Source organism: Rhizobium sp. NFACC06-2, from assembly GCF_900101425.1.
GTDB lineage: Bacteria > Pseudomonadota > Alphaproteobacteria > Rhizobiales > Rhizobiaceae > Agrobacterium > Agrobacterium leguminum.
Map to the genome: position 1 here is coordinate 262,339 of NZ_FMVA01000003.1, position 15,987 is coordinate 278,325.

General features: G+C 58.5%; 12 protein-coding genes. 7 read left to right on the plus strand and 5 right to left on the minus strand.

Features of this window, described 5'->3' with window-relative positions; translation table 11 throughout:
• Window positions 1-6 precede the first annotated feature (6 nt).
• From F3H58_RS08100 to F3H58_RS08110, 3 genes are all read right to left on the minus strand, one after another.
• Entirely contained in the window at window positions 7-2,211 is a 2,205-nt protein-coding gene (locus tag F3H58_RS08100; protein ID WP_149741830.1) for a type I secretion system permease/ATPase, read from the minus strand.
• 81 nt (window positions 2,212-2,292) lie between these two features.
• The gene (locus F3H58_RS08105) at window positions 2,293-4,311 is read right to left on the minus strand and encodes a hypothetical protein (protein WP_149741831.1); all 2,019 of its coding nucleotides are present in this window, start codon (window positions 4,309-4,311) and stop codon (window positions 2,293-2,295) included.
• A 152-nt stretch (window positions 4,312-4,463) separates the two neighbouring features.
• Window positions 4,464-5,423, minus strand: a complete 960-nt coding sequence (locus F3H58_RS08110) for a fibrinogen-binding protein (RefSeq protein WP_149741832.1) — start codon at window positions 5,421-5,423, stop codon at window positions 4,464-4,466.
• Window positions 5,424-6,335: 912 nt separating this feature from the next.
• Here F3H58_RS08110 and F3H58_RS08120 point away from each other — a divergent pair.
• Window positions 6,336-7,109 (plus strand): helix-turn-helix domain-containing protein, encoded by a 774-nt coding sequence (locus tag F3H58_RS08120; RefSeq protein WP_149741833.1) that lies wholly within the window; start codon window positions 6,336-6,338, stop codon window positions 7,107-7,109.
• A gap of 59 nt (window positions 7,110-7,168) precedes the next feature.
• Here the strand turns inward: F3H58_RS08120 and F3H58_RS08125 are convergent, their stop codons facing one another.
• On the minus strand, window positions 7,169-7,519 hold the full coding sequence (locus F3H58_RS08125) for a hypothetical protein (RefSeq protein ID WP_149741834.1): 351 nt from the start codon (window positions 7,517-7,519) through the stop codon (window positions 7,169-7,171).
• Window positions 7,520-7,912: 393 nt separating this feature from the next.
• Between F3H58_RS08125 and F3H58_RS08130 the strand changes: the two genes are divergently transcribed.
• The 5 genes from F3H58_RS08130 to F3H58_RS08150 are packed head-to-tail and all read left to right on the plus strand — an operon-like array spanning window position 7,913 to window position 13,348.
• Window positions 7,913-8,935, plus strand: a complete 1,023-nt coding sequence (locus tag F3H58_RS08130) for a UDP-glucuronic acid decarboxylase family protein (protein WP_149741835.1) — start codon at window positions 7,913-7,915, stop codon at window positions 8,933-8,935.
• A 1-nt stretch (window position 8,936) separates the two neighbouring features.
• Complete coding sequence (gene galE / locus F3H58_RS08135) at window positions 8,937-9,920, plus strand: UDP-glucose 4-epimerase GalE (protein ID WP_149741836.1); 984 nt, start codon at window positions 8,937-8,939, stop codon at window positions 9,918-9,920.
• Window positions 9,917-11,854 carry a glycosyltransferase family 2 protein gene (locus F3H58_RS08140; RefSeq protein ID WP_149741837.1) on the plus strand — a complete coding sequence of 646 codons (1,938 nt, stop codon included), beginning with the start codon at window positions 9,917-9,919 and terminating at the stop codon, window positions 11,852-11,854. Before galE ends, F3H58_RS08140 begins: the two co-directional genes overlap by 4 nt.
• A gap of 14 nt (window positions 11,855-11,868) precedes the next feature.
• On the plus strand, window positions 11,869-12,372 hold the full coding sequence (locus F3H58_RS08145) for a DUF995 domain-containing protein (protein WP_003523821.1): 504 nt from the start codon (window positions 11,869-11,871) through the stop codon (window positions 12,370-12,372).
• Window positions 12,373-12,385: 13 nt separating this feature from the next.
• Window positions 12,386-13,348 carry a glycoside hydrolase family 26 protein gene (locus F3H58_RS08150; RefSeq protein WP_065656277.1) on the plus strand — a complete coding sequence of 321 codons (963 nt, stop codon included), beginning with the start codon at window positions 12,386-12,388 and terminating at the stop codon, window positions 13,346-13,348.
• 51 nt (window positions 13,349-13,399) lie between these two features.
• Here F3H58_RS08150 and F3H58_RS08155 read toward each other — a convergent pair whose 3' ends face one another.
• Complete coding sequence (locus tag F3H58_RS08155; RefSeq protein WP_149741838.1) at window positions 13,400-14,584, minus strand: AGE family epimerase/isomerase; 1,185 nt, start codon at window positions 14,582-14,584, stop codon at window positions 13,400-13,402.
• A 446-nt stretch (window positions 14,585-15,030) separates the two neighbouring features.
• Between F3H58_RS08155 and bcsN the strand changes: the two genes are divergently transcribed.
• Window positions 15,031-15,933 carry a cellulose biosynthesis protein BcsN gene (bcsN, locus tag F3H58_RS08160; RefSeq protein WP_149741839.1) on the plus strand — a complete coding sequence of 301 codons (903 nt, stop codon included), beginning with the start codon at window positions 15,031-15,033 and terminating at the stop codon, window positions 15,931-15,933.
• Window positions 15,934-15,987 lie beyond the last annotated feature (54 nt).

The following is a 15,987-nucleotide window of genomic DNA, read 5'->3' on the forward strand; positions in this document are numbered from 1 at the left end:
CGGTTCTCAACCCTCGATCTGCGGGGACTGGTTGGCCTGGCGGCCATTGCCGGAAAGCGCCTTCAGCACGTCCATTCTTTCGCCGAACATGGCGACCGATCCGTCCTTCAGCACCATGATCTTGTCGACGCATTGAAGCAGCGCCGGCCGCTGCGTGATGGTGACGGTAGTGATGCCCTGTCTTTTGGCATGCAGCAGCGCCTTGGCCAGCGCCTGTTCGCCCTGCGTATCCAAATTGGAGTTCGGCTCATCCAGCACCACGAATTTCGGATCGCCGAAAAAGGCGCGGGCAAGCGCGATGCGCTGTTTCTGGCCGCCGGAAAGCGGTGCGCCATCGGCGGCGACCACGGTTTCATAGCCCTGCGGGAAACCGGCGATCAGCTCGTGCACATCGGCCAGCACCGCGGCCTCGTAGATCTGCCGGTCCTCGATATCGTCGCGCATGCGGCAGATATTGGCTTTGATGGTGCCGGGGAAAAGCTGGACGTCCTGTGGCAGATAACCGATACTTTCACCGAATTGTCGCTGGTCCCAGTTGCGCAGATCCATGAGATCGAGGCGCACATTGCCTGACGTGGGCAGGATGGAGCCGACCAGCATCTTGCCGAGCGTCGTCTTGCCGGAGCCGGAATTGCCGATGATGGCGAGCGACTCTCCCTTTTTCAGCGAAAAGGAAATGCCATTCAAAATCACTTTCTTCTGCGGCGGCGGCACGAAGAGGATGCGCTCCACATCGAGACGCCCTTCCGGATTGGGTAGGCGCAGGCGGGGGAAGTTCAGCGGCGAATTGATGAGAAGCTGCTTGATGCGGCCATAGGAGGCGGCAGATTTGTTGAACTGGTGCCAGCCTTCTATGGCGCCTTCGATGGGCGCCAGCGCCCGACCGGAAATGATGGAGGCTGCAATCACCATGCCGCCGGTCAGTTCGCCGGATAGCGACAGATGCGCGCCCCAGCCGAGCAGCGCCACCTGGGTAATCATACGCGCCGCCTTGGAAACGCCGGAGAACATGATGTTGCGATCCTGCGCCGCCACATGCGATTTTAGGGAGCCTGCGGTTTCGCGGCCCCACATCTTCACCGCTTCGGGGATCATGGCGAGCGCATTGATGATCTGCGAATTGCGCGACATGGAATCGAGGTGGAAATTGGCGCGGCTCAAATAACCGGAAGCCTCGGAAAACTGTCTTGCGGTGAAGCGCTGGTTCAGCCAGGCGATGCCGAACAGCACGGCGCAGCAGACCATGATGATGATGCCGAGATGTGGATGGACGAGATAGACCACCACGATGAAGAGCGGCATCAGCGGCGCATCGAGAAAGGCGATGAGCGTGCCGGAGGTGAGGAAGGAGCGCAATTGCTGCAGATCCTGCAGCGTCTGGTAGTCCTTGCCGCTGCCATGCAGGGAGGCGCGGGCGGCGGCAGACAGGATCGGCGCGCCAAGCTGTACCTCGAGTTCGACGGCGGTGCGCATCAGGATGAAGCGGCGGATGGCGTCCATGAAGGCCTGCAGCAGAACCGCGCCAAGGACGGCGACCGTCAGCATCACCAGCGTATCCATCGAGCGGCTGGTCAGCACCCGGTCGGAAATCTGGAACAGATAAAGCGGAATGGCGAGCAGCAGGACATTGATGGCGACCGTGAACAGCATCACCACCACCATGTTGCGCCGCACGGCGGCGATGCCCTTGGCAAGGCTTGCGGCGAAATTGATCGGCTCGCTGCGCTTGTGAAAACCGCTCTGGCTTCCACCGCCGCCGCCACCACCGCCGCCACCGCCATTGTCCGTCGGCTCCTTGCCGCCGCCGCCCGTCACCGGCCGGCGTTCGTTTTCACGGATCGGTCCGTCATTATTGTCGATGGTCTTGACGAAAGGCAGGTCGGCATTGTCAATCTTGGCCTGCGGTTCCGGCGGGGAGGCGGGTTGCCGGTCCCGTTGCGGTGCCGGCCTTTCTGCGGGAACATCCCGCAACTCTTCCGCCTGCTCCGTTTTTGCATGCGGTTGGGAGAGAACTTGTGGGGAGGCGGTCTGTGCAGGGGTGGAAACTTCTTTTGCCGCTTGTTCCGCGCCGGATAATTGGCGCAGGTTTTCGACGGCTTCATTGATTGCTGAAATACAGGCGTCCGTCAGTTTGCTGTCTTCCGCGTCCTGATCCAGCGGCAAGTCCAGCGAGCGTCCGTCGGCAATGGTTTTTCTAGAAATATGATCCATTTTATATTTGTCCCCTCGGTGATCTCACGGTGTTTGCGGTTCGGCCGTGACGGGACGCGGTTACCGCCCCGCCAGCCAAATCTACGCGGTCACCGCCTGCATGACGTCGGCCGAATGCCCGTTCGACCATGACAGGTCGTGACCGGCATTGATGACGCCATTGGATTCGTTTTCGATGGTGGCGGGATCGTCGTGAAGAAAGGCGATGACCTCGTTCGCCAGTTGGCCTTGCTGGGGTTGCGAGGTGTCGTTTTCGATGATGCCGCCCTGTATCAGTATGGCATCGGAATAGACGCCGCCGGCGACATAGGTGGTCGAGCCGAAGCTGTCGTAGTCGACGATCTGCGCCAGATTGACCACGGCGTTGCTGCCGGTATCGATATGAATGGTGGCGCCCTCATTATTTTCGAGGACCTTGGCGGCGGCCTGCGTCACATCGTCGGAATCGCCGAGCACGCTTACCTGTTTGATGATGCTGACATCGTAGAGATTGCCGGTGATATAGAGGACGTTCAGACCCTCATAGCCGACGAAATTGACGTCATGGGCAAGCGCATCCGGCATGTTGGGATCGCGCTCGTTGATGGCGTTCACCGTCTGGTTCATATAGTCCGGCATGGTTTCGAAACGGTCGTTGCTGCCGACATTGTGAATGGCGGCGTCGTTCCACAGCAGGTTGTTGCCGGACTGGATGGTGGCGCCTTCCGGCGCATCGGGATTGGCGCGCGCCCAGTCATTGTCGTAAAGCACGGCGATCTGGCTGATGATGTTCATGTCCAGCACATTGCCGCCGACGATGATCAGGTCGTATTGCATGCCGATGCCGAGGAAATTCGCAATGTTGAGCGCGGCGTTCCCGCCTGTCAGCAGGCTTACGGTGGCGCCCGAGGTCGTTATCGTCAGCGTGTCGTTGTCGCTGACGAACTGGTATTGCTCGATCCAGTGCACGAAGGAAACGTCGCCTTCCAGCACGCTGACGCGCCAGGCGGTGGGAAATATCGGCGGTTCGCCGTTTTCCTGGCTGCTGTTCTCCGTGTTTTCCGCGCCCGGATAGACGCTGCGCTCGAAGCTGGCGATATTGAAGGCTGCCGTCGCCGCCTGATCTTCCGACCGCGTGAAAACGGAGTCGATCTCGTCCCGGTCGCTATAGATATAGGCCTGTGTGATCGCGTCGATCTGGTGATAGTCGCCCATGACGGCCGTTACCGACGTCATGACGCCGGTATTGACCAGGGTGGCGATGTTGGCGACGACATTGGCGCCTGCGGCGACATCGAGGCTGTTGCCGGCAGGGCTGTCCTCATGCAGCGAAACATCGCTCTTTTCCGGCTCTTCCGCCGGCTTGGCGATACCGCGATCGGGCATGTAGTCGTCGAGCATTGGCTTTTCGCTGGCTATCGAGCCATTGATGTAAAGCCCGTCGATGTCATTGCCGGCCAGAACGAAATCCTGATCCGCACCGGTGCCGAGCGACGTCACGTCGTTTTCGCGGGCATGGTCGATATAGTCGTGCGCGGATTTGGCGAGCGCCTGCAGGGCGTCGTAGCTGTCGGTGCGCTGGAAACCGGCGAAAGGCGTGAAGACGGACGCTTCATTGTAGAACTCGACGGTGCGTTCGGTGACGAAGCTCGTGTCGCGCCACACATAGGGGCCGTCCGTCATGTTCAGATAGTCGTCGTCCTGAAGAATATTGACCTGCGCCACATGCGCGATAACCGAACCGGGACCGGTGTGAACCACCAGTTCATATTCCTCCTCAAAGGAAAGACGGCCGGGAAAACGGAAATTGACGCCGGAAATATCGACAGGGATGGCATCTGCGAGCCGCTGCATGTCGTGTTCGACCATGCGCGCGAAATGCGGCTGCAGATAATCGAGATCATAATAGCCGGCGCGGTAGTTGACACCAGGATCATAGTCCTTGAGCGCAACGTCATAGTTCCTGTCGAGCAGCTTTGCTGCTTCATCGTCCGGCAAATGGTCCGGATTGGAATGCGCCGGGCCTTCGGTATAGTTGGCTCTCAGACGCGCTTCTTCGATCACCGTGTCGAACAGGCCGATGAAATGCGCAATCATGTCCGAAATCTTGTCGATATGCATTGGAGGTCCCTCCCTGATCATCGCGGCAGAGCCTTAAGGTTGCGGATGGCACACGTCCTGGAGGCGGTGCTTCGTTTTACGCAACCCCGGTCCTTCAACCGCGAACTGCACCGGCGGGTGCCGGTGCAGCTCTTTTCGTCAAGAGGTGGTTATCAGGAGTGATCCTCACCGACATCAGACACATGCGAGTTACCGCCTGTGATCGTGACATCAACTGCGTTGGAGAGCATGTTGGCGCCCTGCACCAGTTCCAGATGGAAGCCGGAATTTGCAAGGATTGCCGATGCATCCGCAGTGCTGGTACCTGCTGCGTCGTCGCCGGCCTTGAGATCCCATCCCTTGCCGTCGATGCCCTCGGCGCCATAGGCGTCACCGGCATTGGCGCTCAGGTGGTTTTCCGCACCGCCATTCTGCATCTTGATGTCGTAGGCCTCATCCTGGTCTGCCAGGTGGTTGGCCTGCACCATGCTGAAGCCGGTGTCGTTGCCTTCGCCGTTGAGCGAGCCGTTGAGGATATTGTCGACATCGAGAGTGAACGAGAAGTCGTCACCCAGGTTGAAGGTGAGGTCTCCGCCGGCGATGCCGAGATTGCCGACATCCTTGACGCCAGTGATGTTGCCGAAGTCGTCATCCGACTTGTAGAAACTGTCTGCGGAGTTGAAGCTGTCGGAGGTCGTCGTGGTCTTGGTGGAGGTGTCGTTGTCGGAATAGTTGGACGTCTTTGTGTCCGTATCCGTGATCGTTTTCACATTGGTGTCGTTGTCGCTGTACGACTTGCTTTCATAGCTCCAGTCGTAGTCGACCTTGATATCGGTGTTGGTTTCGGTACTGGTCTTGGTGGTCGTGTCGTTGTCGCTATAGGACTTGCTGTCATAGCTCCAGTCATAGTCGTTGTCGCGATTGTCACCGTTATTGGCTTCAACATCGATCTTGGCGTCAACATCCACATTGGTGCTGTTGTCGCTGTTGTCGTTGTTGCGGTTTTCACCGTTTGCGGTGCCGACGTTGCTGTCTTCCACCTTGGCGTCATTGGTAGACGTGTTGGCGAAACCATCGGAAAGCGCGCCGATCTTGGTGATCTCGTCGCCGGATGCCTTGTGATCATAACCCATTTCGATTTCCTCCGAAAAAGCTCGGAGCAGCTTTCGAAATCCCTCTCATCTCAAACGGGATTTTTTCGCGCTTGCCCCGGGTAGCATGAAGATTGATGTTTTGCAGATGCACTCGGTACGCATCATCTGCGGTTCGGTAGTGGCCCGTGATCGGGCTCTTTTCGTTCAGCCCTTGTGCGCTACTCGGTAAAACGGCGCACAAATCCGTTCCTCGCTCCATAAGGAGAGCGCGGTGGCTTCGTCTTTTCGCTTGCATGTTTTCTTGAAAAGGGACCGGCGTTTTTCAAACACACGTCAAGGCCGGAGTTGTCTTTCCATCGGCCGCCGTTCAGCGACGGTCCGACTGTGCCGTAGAAAAATTGCGCTTCCTAGATATCAATTCGGGTTAAACATATCGGCGTTTTACCCGAATATATATGTCGGAGGGGGTGTCCGGCGGGTCGTTTCGCCGGTCTGGCCTCAAAAAAATGCCGCTTCGTCAGGGCAAGGCGGTGTTTTCGAGAAACATGGTTTATTTCGGTGGAAAAAGGCCTTTATCCCGAAAAGGAACAGGCTGCAGCGTGCTTCGCCGGCGAGCTATGTAAAGGGATATCAACTAAAAGTTATATTTTCCCGGAAGGCAAAACCACAGCGAAAGCTTTTCCGATGTGTTTGTTTTTGCAGCGGTTACAGAATGAATGATTCTATCTCGGTTTAACCTATTTTGTATGTCAATTGTAAAAAATAACCCGTTTGGGCCATTTATTTACACAGCTTTTCGTATTAGCGTGTGTTAATTAACGGGTAATTAATGATAATTGACATGGCCTAAAGCGGAGAATCGCCCCCAAGTATTCAGGGGAAAGATAACCGGCGGACGACAGACTGCACAACCAAAAGAAAGTAATGCGTAAGCGCTTGAGGGAGGCGTCAATGTTCATGGGAACGTCAGATTATGCGGCAAAACAAAAAAACGCCGTTGCTCCTATAAATGGAACTTTATTGGTCATAGCGGATCCGGACCTGTTTTCCGAGTGCCTCATGGAGGCGCTGGGCAAAAAGTTCCCCACATTCGCGGTAGTGAGCGTAAGGTCCTCGGCGGGCATCGAGGACGACTACGGTAACAATGTACGGCTGGTTTTGCCTTACAGGATGTCGGGGGACCGTCTTCATACCGTTCTTTCGGAGGTTCGGGAAAAACATCCCGATGCGCCGATCGCGCTCGTCGTCGAAACCATCGATAAATTCGAGGAGCCGCTGAAAAGGCTGGTGGGAATGCGCGTCATCGATGGCGTGCTGCCGCTCAATCTCAGGCTCGATGTTTTCATGGCGGCTGTCGATCTGCTCATGAAGGGCGGGGAACATTTTCCTGCCGCTCTTCTCGGCAAGCTCACGCCCTATTCGCCTTCGGTCAACAGCAAGAGCGTTCAAAGCAATGCCGTGATCGCCAACCGCGCGGATGCCCTTGCCGCAAGCAGGGGCGACGTGGCGGCGCTGACGACACGCGAGGTGCAAATCCTCGACCTGCTTTGCAAGGGAACGCAAAACAAGATCATCGCTGATCGGCTGCATTTGTCCGAGAACACCGTCAAGGTTCACGTTCGCAATATCTATAAGAAAATGAACGTGCGCAACCGCACGGAGGCGGCGTCGCGCTTCTTCAACAAAGATGAAGACACGACGTTCTCCGGCGGCTGGAAGAACTGAGCGTCAGGGCGGCTAGGGCCGTCCTAACGCCAGTTCCCTCCGGTATTTCTCCAGGAGGCTCAGGGCCTCAGGAAGCAGCGGGATTTCTGCCCGAATCCGCTCGGTGAGCAGATGTAGGGAGAGGAGCCCGAGTAGAACTGCCGCGATGCTGCGGGTGTGCCCGAGGCATCGGCAACAAGCGTAACGGCCGCGTTGCCGGTTTTTTGATAACCGTAGGACGCCTTCGCCGGAACGACCCTGCTTTTGGTCGTGGCGGTATTGGCCGACGCGGTCTTGATCAGAACGGCGTCTTCGACCACGGAGCATGAAGCCGTCGCGAAGGTGAAAGTTACAAGTGCTGCGGCAACAAGCGCGAAGCGACAATGGCGGGCTGCTTTGCCGCTATGAGAATAAGGCATTTCATTCGTCATGTGTGTCCCCTGAAATCGACTGTCTGTCGCATCTCGCCGGGCGGTTTTGTTCCCGGTGGACCGAGCCTTACAAAACCAGGATAGCCCCGACTGGTTGAGCGAAGCTTGCGCTAATGCTCAATAAGAAAGGCATAATAGAGGCATAGTTAAAAAGTATTAAATCAAGGGGCTATTTTGAGTAATTTTGGGTAATCAATTGTAATATTTTGATAAAATGAAGTTGACCTGTTTTCTTCTGCGCCTATCATGAAAGTTGAAATTTATCTGACCGAAATATTAAACCTCCAGAAGAAGTAAAAACCGGAGGCTGATATTCAATATATCGTACAATCGGGAGTTTGATCCAGTTTAGATGAATCAGCTGCGCTGATTCCTCATGGGGAGGAGTGTGTAATGCGTAATTTCGTTCCCAACGAACACGACAACGGCGTCACCATCTACTCCGAATGGAGACCTGGCCAACGCGTTCTCGTCAATGGCGGTGCCGGTTTTCTCGGTTCCCATCTTTGCGAACGCCTGTTGAGCTGCGGCCACGAGGTGATCTGTCTCGACGATCTTTCGACCGGACGCACCGCGAATGTGGCGCATTTGCGGGACAATAAGCGGTTTTTGCTGGTCGAGCACGATGTGCGCAAACCCTATGACATCGATGTCTCGCTGATCTTCAACTTCGCCTCGCCGGCTTCACCGCCCGACTATCAGCGCGATCCGGTCGGCACGCTGCTCACCAATGTCCTGGGGGCGGTCAATGTACTGGAAGTGGCGCGCAGATGCGGTGCAACCGTCGTGCAGTCATCGACATCGGAAGTCTATGGCGATCCGCACGTCAATCCGCAGCCGGAAACCTATTTCGGCAATGTAAATACAATCGGGCCGCGAGCTTGTTACGATGAAGGGAAACGCAGCGCCGAAACGCTGTTTTTCGATTATCACCGTAGCTTCGGTGTCGATATCAAGGTGGGACGCATCTTCAACACCTATGGGCCGCGCATGCGACCCGATGACGGGCGTGTGGTTTCGAACTTCATCGTCCAGGCGCTGAAGGGCACCGACATCACCATTTACGGTGATGGCAGCCAGACCCGTTCCTTCTGCTATGTCGATGACCTGATCGACGGTTTCCTGCGCTTCTCGACCAAACCGAAGGATTGCACCGGGCCTATCAATCTCGGCAACCCGAGCGAAATTCCGGTGCGGCAGCTCGCCGATATCGTCATCCGCATGACGGGTTCCCGTTCGCGCATCGTGCATCTGCCAGCCGCGATCGACGATCCGCAGCAGCGCCGCCCCGATATTTCGCGGGCAAAGGAACTGTTGAGATGGCAGCCGCGCGTGCCGCTCGAAATCGGCCTGGAAAAAACCATCGTCTATTTCGATGCATTGCTGGCCGGTAAGGCTGTGGCGGAGGCCGTATGAGATGCCTCGCACAATCCTCGTCACGGGCGGGGCCGGATTCATAGGCAGCCACATCTGCAAGGCGCTGGCCCAATCCGGCTTCAAGCCTATCGCTTACGATAATCTCTCGACGGGTCACGCGGATTCGGTTCGCTGGGGTCCCTTCATCGAGGGCGACATTCTGGATCGTGGCCTTTTGAAAGCCACGCTCAAGGAGTTCTCGCCGGCCTTCGTCATCCATTGCGCCGCCAACGCCTATGTCGGTGAGTCCGTCGAGGATCCACGCAAATATTACCGCAACAATGTCGGCGGCAGTCTTGCGCTGCTGGATGCCTGTCTCGACCAGAATATCGGCGGGCTGGTGTTTTCTTCAAGCTGCGCCACCTATGGCGTGCCGCCGCAATTGCCCATCCGTGAGGAAACGGCGCAAATGCCGGTCAATCCTTACGGGCGCACGAAGCTGATCTTCGAAATGGCGCTGGAGGATTATGCCGCTGCCTACGGTCTGCGTTTCGTGGCGTTGCGTTATTTCAATGCCGCCGGGGCCGACCCGGACGGTGAGCTTTACGAGCGCCATGAACCTGAAACCCATCTGATCCCGCGGGCACTGATGGCGGCTGCCGCAAGGCTTCCGCAACTGGATGTCTTCGGGGCGGATTACGACACCAGCGACGGCACCTGCATTCGCGATTATATCCATGTCAGCGATCTGGCCGATGCCCATGTGGCTGCCGTCAATTATCTTGCCGAGGGCGGAGAGACGCTGCGCGTCAATCTCGGTTCCGGTCACGGTACATCGGTCGGCGATATCATCCGGGCGATCCACCGCGTGACGGGGCAGGAAGTTCCGGTGCATTTCGGCGCAAGGCGCGCCGGAGATCCGCCAGCCCTGTTCGCAGATATCAAACGTGCGGAAGAAACACTCGGTTTTATACCGAAGCGTTCGGATATCGACACCATCATCCGGACGGCAGGTCCCGGTTTCGGACTGGAGGTGCGGTCATGAAAGCCCGTTCCACCTCTTTCGTTCCGTCGACCCGGGCGGTCGCAGTCGCCAGCGATCTGCGGATGCTGCCGGTCTTTGCCGGCTGGAACCGCATGGCCTATCTTCTCGGTATTGGCGGCTGGCTGGTGACGCTCGCTTATTTCTGGATCTGGTGGCTCGACCGCGATCGCGTCATCGACTGGCCTTATTATACCGTCGTTACGATAACGCTCGCGTGGATCACGCTTCTGCCATCCTATTTCATCTTCATTTTTCTGAACGCGAAGGTTGTCGACCGGCGCTCCCCTCTGCCGCGGGGCAGGGTGGCGATGGTCGTCACCAAGGCGCCATCGGAACCCTTTGCCGTGGTGGAAAAGACGCTGCTGGCCATGCTGGAGCAGAAGGGTCTGGAATTCGACGTCTGGCTGGCCGACGAGGCTCCGGATGCGCAAACGCTGAAATGGTGTGGCGCGCACGGCGTTTTCGTTTCTACCCGACAGGGTGTCGCCGAGTATCACCGCAAGACCTGGCCGCGGCGCACACGCTGCAAGGAAGGCAATCTCGCTTATTTCTACGATCACTACGGTTACAAGCGTTATGATTTCGTCGCCCAGTTCGATGCGGATCACGTGCCGGAACCGGATTATCTGCGCGAGATCATTCGTCCCTTTGCCGATCCGAAGGTTGGATATGTTTCGGCCCCGAGCATCTGCGATGCCAATGCTGACCAGAGCTGGGCGGCGCGCGGCAGGCTTTATGCCGAGGCGAGCCTGCATGGCGCGCTGCAACTGGGTTACAATAATGGCTGGGCGCCGCTCTGCATCGGTTCTCATTATGCCGTGCGCACGAAAGCCCTGCGGGAGGTCGGCGGCCTTGGGCCGGAGCTTGCCGAGGATCATTCCACCACGCTTCTGATGAACGCCGGCGGCTGGCGCGGCGTTCACGCCGTCAACGCCATCGCCCATGGCGACGGGCCGGTGACCTTTGCCGATCTCATCGTGCAGGAATTCCAGTGGTCGCGCAGCCTGATGACCATTCTGCTGCAATATTCAAGGCACTATGTGCCGAAGCTGCCGCCGCGGCTGAAGTTCCAGTTCCTGTTTTCGCAGCTCTGGTATCCGCTGTTTTCCGGCTTCATGGCGCTGATGTTCGTGCTTCCCGCCGTTGCGCTGATACGCGGCGATGTGCTGGTTAACGCATCCTATCCGGCATTTCTGGCGCATTTCCTGCCGGTTTCGCTGATCATGATCGTGTTTGCCTTCTTCTGGCGGGCCACGGGCGCGTTCCGCCCGCATGATGCGAAGCTCTTCAGCTGGGAGGCCATGGTATTTCTGTTCCTGCGCTGGCCCTGGTCGCTGATGGGCGTGCTGGCGGCGATACGCGATACGATCCGTGGCGATTTCGTCGATTTCCGCATCACCCCCAAGGGCACGCAGGCAAAACCGCCGCTGCCGCTGAGGGTAGTCGCGCCTTACATTCTTCTGGCGGCGCTCAGCCTCGTGGCCATGGTTCTGGCGCCGCAGGAAAACGGGGCGGAGGGTTTCTTCGTCTTCGCCGCCATCAATGTGGCGATCTATGCGGGCCTTTCGGTGTTTCTGCTCATCCGCCATGCGATGGAAAACGGCTTGCCAAAGCTGCCGGCATTGCGCGGGGGAGCGACTGCCGCCGCCTGTTCATTGCTGCTGGTGGCGGGCAGTGCCGTACAGCTCAGCTCCCATGCGATCGGCGGGCTGGAGGCCCTGTCGCACGGGCAGCCCTATGTCAGTTTTACCGAAACGCGGTTCACGGTCGCCGGTGCGGGCGTGGAAGGTGCGAGATCGGTGCGTCTGAAACTGCGCATCACCGTACCGGGACTGCGCGGACCGCAGGAAATGCAGGCGGAACCCATCGTGGCGCCGCCGCCCGCGGTGGCGACCGGAGAGATCATGCTGGCCGACAATAGGGTCGGACAATGAAGGAGGAGGCTGTGATGAAAACAACAATAAGCAAATGCGGATTCTCCGCTTTCGTACTCTGTCTTGCGGTGGTCGTGCCAAGCGCGGTCCACGCTGCAGGCGGCACGAAGACGCCGAAACCGCTCAGAACCAGCGAAGTCGTGGACATGTACTTCGACAAGACCTGGAAATGGGAAACGGGCGGTGGACGCTTCATCGCCCAAGACCGCAAATTCATCGCCGCAACGGAAGAAAAGGGCAAGAAGTCCATCGGTGAAGGCCGCTGGACCGTCGATGCCAACGGCACCCTGTGCATGCGCGCCACCTGGAAAAGCGCGGCAGGAAACGGCAAGGCCGATACCTGCTTCGACCACGGTCGCATTGGCAAGGTGCTCTACCAGCGCAAGCAGGGCGGGCCATGGTACGTGTTCCGGCACAACCCGCCACGCCCTGGCGATGAATTCCTCAAGCTCGTCCGCAAGGACGATGTCACGCCGCAGATCGCCGCTTACGACAAGGCGATGACGGCAACAAGGTAGGGAGTAAGGTGTCATGCAGATAACAAGAAGAAAACTTCTGTTCGCAGGTGGTGCCGCCGCAGCCTTTACCGCCGGCATGTATCCGGTGCTCAAGCTCGACGCACAGGGTGTCGCCCCCATGACGTCGACGGGCATGAAGACACTTGCCGACAAAAGACCGACATTGCATGCGGACGGCATCCGCTTCGGCGCATACGATCCGCACGGCGATTTTACGGCCCAGACCGGGGTGGCGACGGAACATCTGTTCCTGCCCTGGGAAGACGTGGATCTCGACAGTCTCGCACTTGCGGATGCCTACGCTCTGGAGCGCAAGCGCAACGTGCTGATCACCGTAGAACCCTGGTCTTGGGACGTTAACTGGCGGCTCACCTCCGACGAGTTGCGCCGCAAGGTGATGAGAGGCGACTATGACCAGAACATGCAGGCGATCGCCGCACGCATGTCGGCGATGAAAAGTCCGCTGATCCTGCGCTGGGGACAGGAAATGGAAGACACGTCCGGCCGCTTCTCGTGGTCGGGCTGGAACCCGCGTGATTACATCACGGCGTATAAACGCATGGTGGACATGACCCGCAAGGCGGTTCCCAGCGTGAAGGTGATGTGGTCACCGAAAGGTCTGGACGGTCTGCAGGCCTACTACCCAGGTGACAGCTACGCCGATCTGGTGGGCCTCTCGGTCTTCGGTCTCGAGGAGTACGACAAGATCGAATATGGCGGACCGAAGACCTTCACCGATCTGCTGCGCAAGGGCTATGGACTTGTCGAAACCTTCAACAAGCCGGTCTGGGTTGCCGAACTGGGTTATGAAGGTGGCGATTCCTATGTTCGTCCGTGGATGAATGATGTGACGCTGAAACAGGCGGATTTTCCGAAGCTGGAAGAGGTCGTCTATTTTAACGACAAGGATGTTCACCCCTGGCCGCACAATCTCGGCAGACCGGACTGGCGCGTCGTGCGCCCGGCTAAGGTCTGATCGACGCCGAAAACCGGCGAGCGGCGATGCCGCTCGTCCGGTGGTCCAATATTAGTTGACCGCCGCCAGCACGGCCTCTGCCTCATATATGGCGCAGACGATGTGATAAAACGTGCTTGCCGGGGCCGGCTCGTCGAGCATCGGCCTGTCGGCCGGCCATTTGTCGAACCACAGGCCCTTGACCGGCGTGTCGAGGAAAGGCTGCAGCGCGCCGATGGCGCTGAGACCGGAGGCGAGGTAACGCTGACGCTCCTCGCCGCCCGTGACGCTCGCAAGCCGCACCGAAGCCTTCAGCCATTCCGTCTGCGGCCATAGCCGCGCCAGCCCGTCATGCACCGAAAAATCGTCGTAGAGGCTCATCACCGCCACCTTGCGGCGCGGGCAGATGCCGTAGGCCTCGCCGATCTCGAACAGGCGTTTTGCCTTGCCGATCGCTTCGTCGTTTCCACGCAGGCTGCCCCAGCGCACCAGAAGCCAGGCCCATTCGAACTGGTGGCCGGGTTCCATGATCCGGCCTTTGTCGCTGTCATGCGGTGTCCAGTCATGGGTGAAGAATTCGCGCAAGCCGCCATTGCCGCCATCGATGAAGCGGTTAAGCGCAAGATCGGCGATCTCGTCGGCCAGCGCCGACCACGGGCCGTCCGGGTCCTGCACTTCCCAAGCCAGCATCGCCTCGAAGAGATGCATGTGCGGATTGGAGCAGAGCGGCGTGCGCGGCGGGTTTGCTTCCTCGAAGCCGGCGACCGGATGTTTGTAATCGCGTTCAAGGATGGCAAGGATATCGAGCGCCCGGCCGCGCATCTCGTCCCGGCGTTCGGGAAGGCTTGCAGCCGCCTGTGCGGCGGCAAACAGCGCAAAGGCCTGATTGTAGAGATCGAAGGAGGGATCGATCAGCCGGCCCGTCTGGTCGGCAAGGTTGCCGTAAAGGCCGTTTTCAAGGCGGTAGACCTTCTCGAACCAGGAAAGCCCGTGCAGGAGCGCGTCTTTCCACGGTCCCTGCCAGCCATGCTGCCCGGCGGCGGCGAAACAATAGGCCTGGCGCGGCTGCACGCGGGCGCGTCGGTCATCGGAAAAAACCGGTTTGGCATCCTGGCCGAGACGTTCGTAAAAGCCGCCATCCGGCCGGGCTGAACCCGCCTCCCACCACAGGGGAAGGGCGTCCTCATCCAGCCATTTGCGTAATCTTCCGATCTCTTCGGCAAGCGTCTGCGAAATGCTCGGAAATGGCAAGGTCATGCGTCAACTCTCTGTTTTTACAGTTGAATAAAAAATGGACCAATAAAAATACGTCATTATGGAGCCAAGTAGACCATGGGACATATTGCGCTGCAACCGTAAAAATTATCGATCTCTATCCAAACTAACCGATAACAACGCAGTCGGTTCCGCCGTCTCATCGGTCGGTCGATGCACGCCGTTGATTCGAAAGACCAAAATGTCAGAAATTACAACGCGAGTTTGATACTTCCTAAATTTCGTATTGCTTATTTGGTGCCCTCCCGTATTTCGTAACAATGGTCTGGTCATTAGTGATTCGGTCTCCTTTTAACCTGGGCGGCGTTGGGGAAATAAAGGGGCGCAAGGCAGTGAGATTTTCTGCCTTTACTTCATTGCTGTTCTCCGTTGCGGTTCTTTCGGGCTGCAATACTCCCGCGGGCGTTCGGTCGTTCGGGGGCGCGCAGATGTTGCCTCCTTCCGAGGCGCTGATTTTCCCGCCACCCGGCGGTCCCGAAATCGTTACCGTGGTCAACCGCACCTATTCCAACGCGGTGGCGCAGCAGGTCATTTTGCGCTCTGAAGCCACGACGCCCGGGCAGAACTATATCAAGGCGGAGTTTTTCGGTCCGCAACAGGCTGGCGATACCGATGGCGACGCTCTGGCTTTCACCGGTTTCAAGGCATCTTCCGTCGCGAGGGAAATCCGCGCCGAGTTTCCGGGCGAAAATATCGCCATGTCGGCAAATTACCTGCAGAACGGTTATGGCGCGTTCTCCTATGCCGCCGGCAGCGGCCGTGGCGACGATACCTGCCTTTATGGCTGGCAGGACATACGCTCGCCGGAAAGCATGCGGCAGGATTTCCGCAATCTCGGGCGCATCAAGGTGCGGCTGCGCCTTTGCCAGTCGGGCGCCAGCGTCGAGCGGCTGCTGGCGGTCATGTATAATTACACGATCACCGGCACCTATGCCTCGCCCAGCTGGAACCCTTACGGCACGCCGCAGGCGGTGGATAGAAATCTCGGGCGTCCGGGCCATCCGGTCTATCCCATAAAAGCGGATGAGGTGCCGATGCGGCCCGGCAGCGAGGTGACCGCGAGCGTGCCCCCCCGGCCCGTTCGTCGCACGGCTGCCGTTGCGCCGCCCGCCCAGCCGGAACCACAGCCGCTTCCACCCGTTGCTGCAGTCAGTATCCCGTCGCCCGCGTCGGCTGGCGCACCCCTCCAGCCTGCAAGGCCAACGGTGGCGGGCAGGCGCCTGGACGGTGTGCCGGCAGATATCGGCCGGCAACCGTCGCAGGTCCCGCAGGTCTCCATTCCGTCGCCCGCATGTCTGTCCGGTTCGGGGGTGGCGTCAGGATGCAGGTGATCGCCGGAACCAGCGGGAAAGAGCACGCCAAGGCGCAGATCGCAAAAATTCCGG

Coding starts and splice junctions, on each gene's coding strand:
- F3H58_RS08140 (WP_149741837.1), top strand. CDS start 9,917: ATGAAAGCCCGTTCCACCTCTTTCGTTCCGTCGACCCGGGCGGTCGCA.
- F3H58_RS08110 (WP_149741832.1), bottom strand. CDS start 5,423: ATGGGTTATGATCACAAGGCATCCGGCGACGAGATCACCAAGATCGGC.
- F3H58_RS08155 (WP_149741838.1), bottom strand. CDS start 14,584: ATGACCTTGCCATTTCCGAGCATTTCGCAGACGCTTGCCGAAGAGATC.
- galE (WP_149741836.1), top strand. CDS start 8,937: ATGCCTCGCACAATCCTCGTCACGGGCGGGGCCGGATTCATAGGCAGC.
- F3H58_RS08150 (WP_065656277.1), top strand. CDS start 12,386: ATGCAGATAACAAGAAGAAAACTTCTGTTCGCAGGTGGTGCCGCCGCA.
- F3H58_RS08130 (WP_149741835.1), top strand. CDS start 7,913: ATGCGTAATTTCGTTCCCAACGAACACGACAACGGCGTCACCATCTAC.
- F3H58_RS08125 (WP_149741834.1), bottom strand. CDS start 7,519: ATGACGAATGAAATGCCTTATTCTCATAGCGGCAAAGCAGCCCGCCAT.
- bcsN (WP_149741839.1), top strand. CDS start 15,031: ATGTTGCCTCCTTCCGAGGCGCTGATTTTCCCGCCACCCGGCGGTCCC.
- F3H58_RS08120 (WP_149741833.1), top strand. CDS start 6,336: ATGTTCATGGGAACGTCAGATTATGCGGCAAAACAAAAAAACGCCGTT.
- F3H58_RS08105 (WP_149741831.1), bottom strand. CDS start 4,311: ATGCATATCGACAAGATTTCGGACATGATTGCGCATTTCATCGGCCTG.
- F3H58_RS08145 (WP_003523821.1), top strand. CDS start 11,869: ATGAAAACAACAATAAGCAAATGCGGATTCTCCGCTTTCGTACTCTGT.
- F3H58_RS08100 (WP_149741830.1), bottom strand. CDS start 2,211: ATGGATCATATTTCTAGAAAAACCATTGCCGACGGACGCTCGCTGGAC.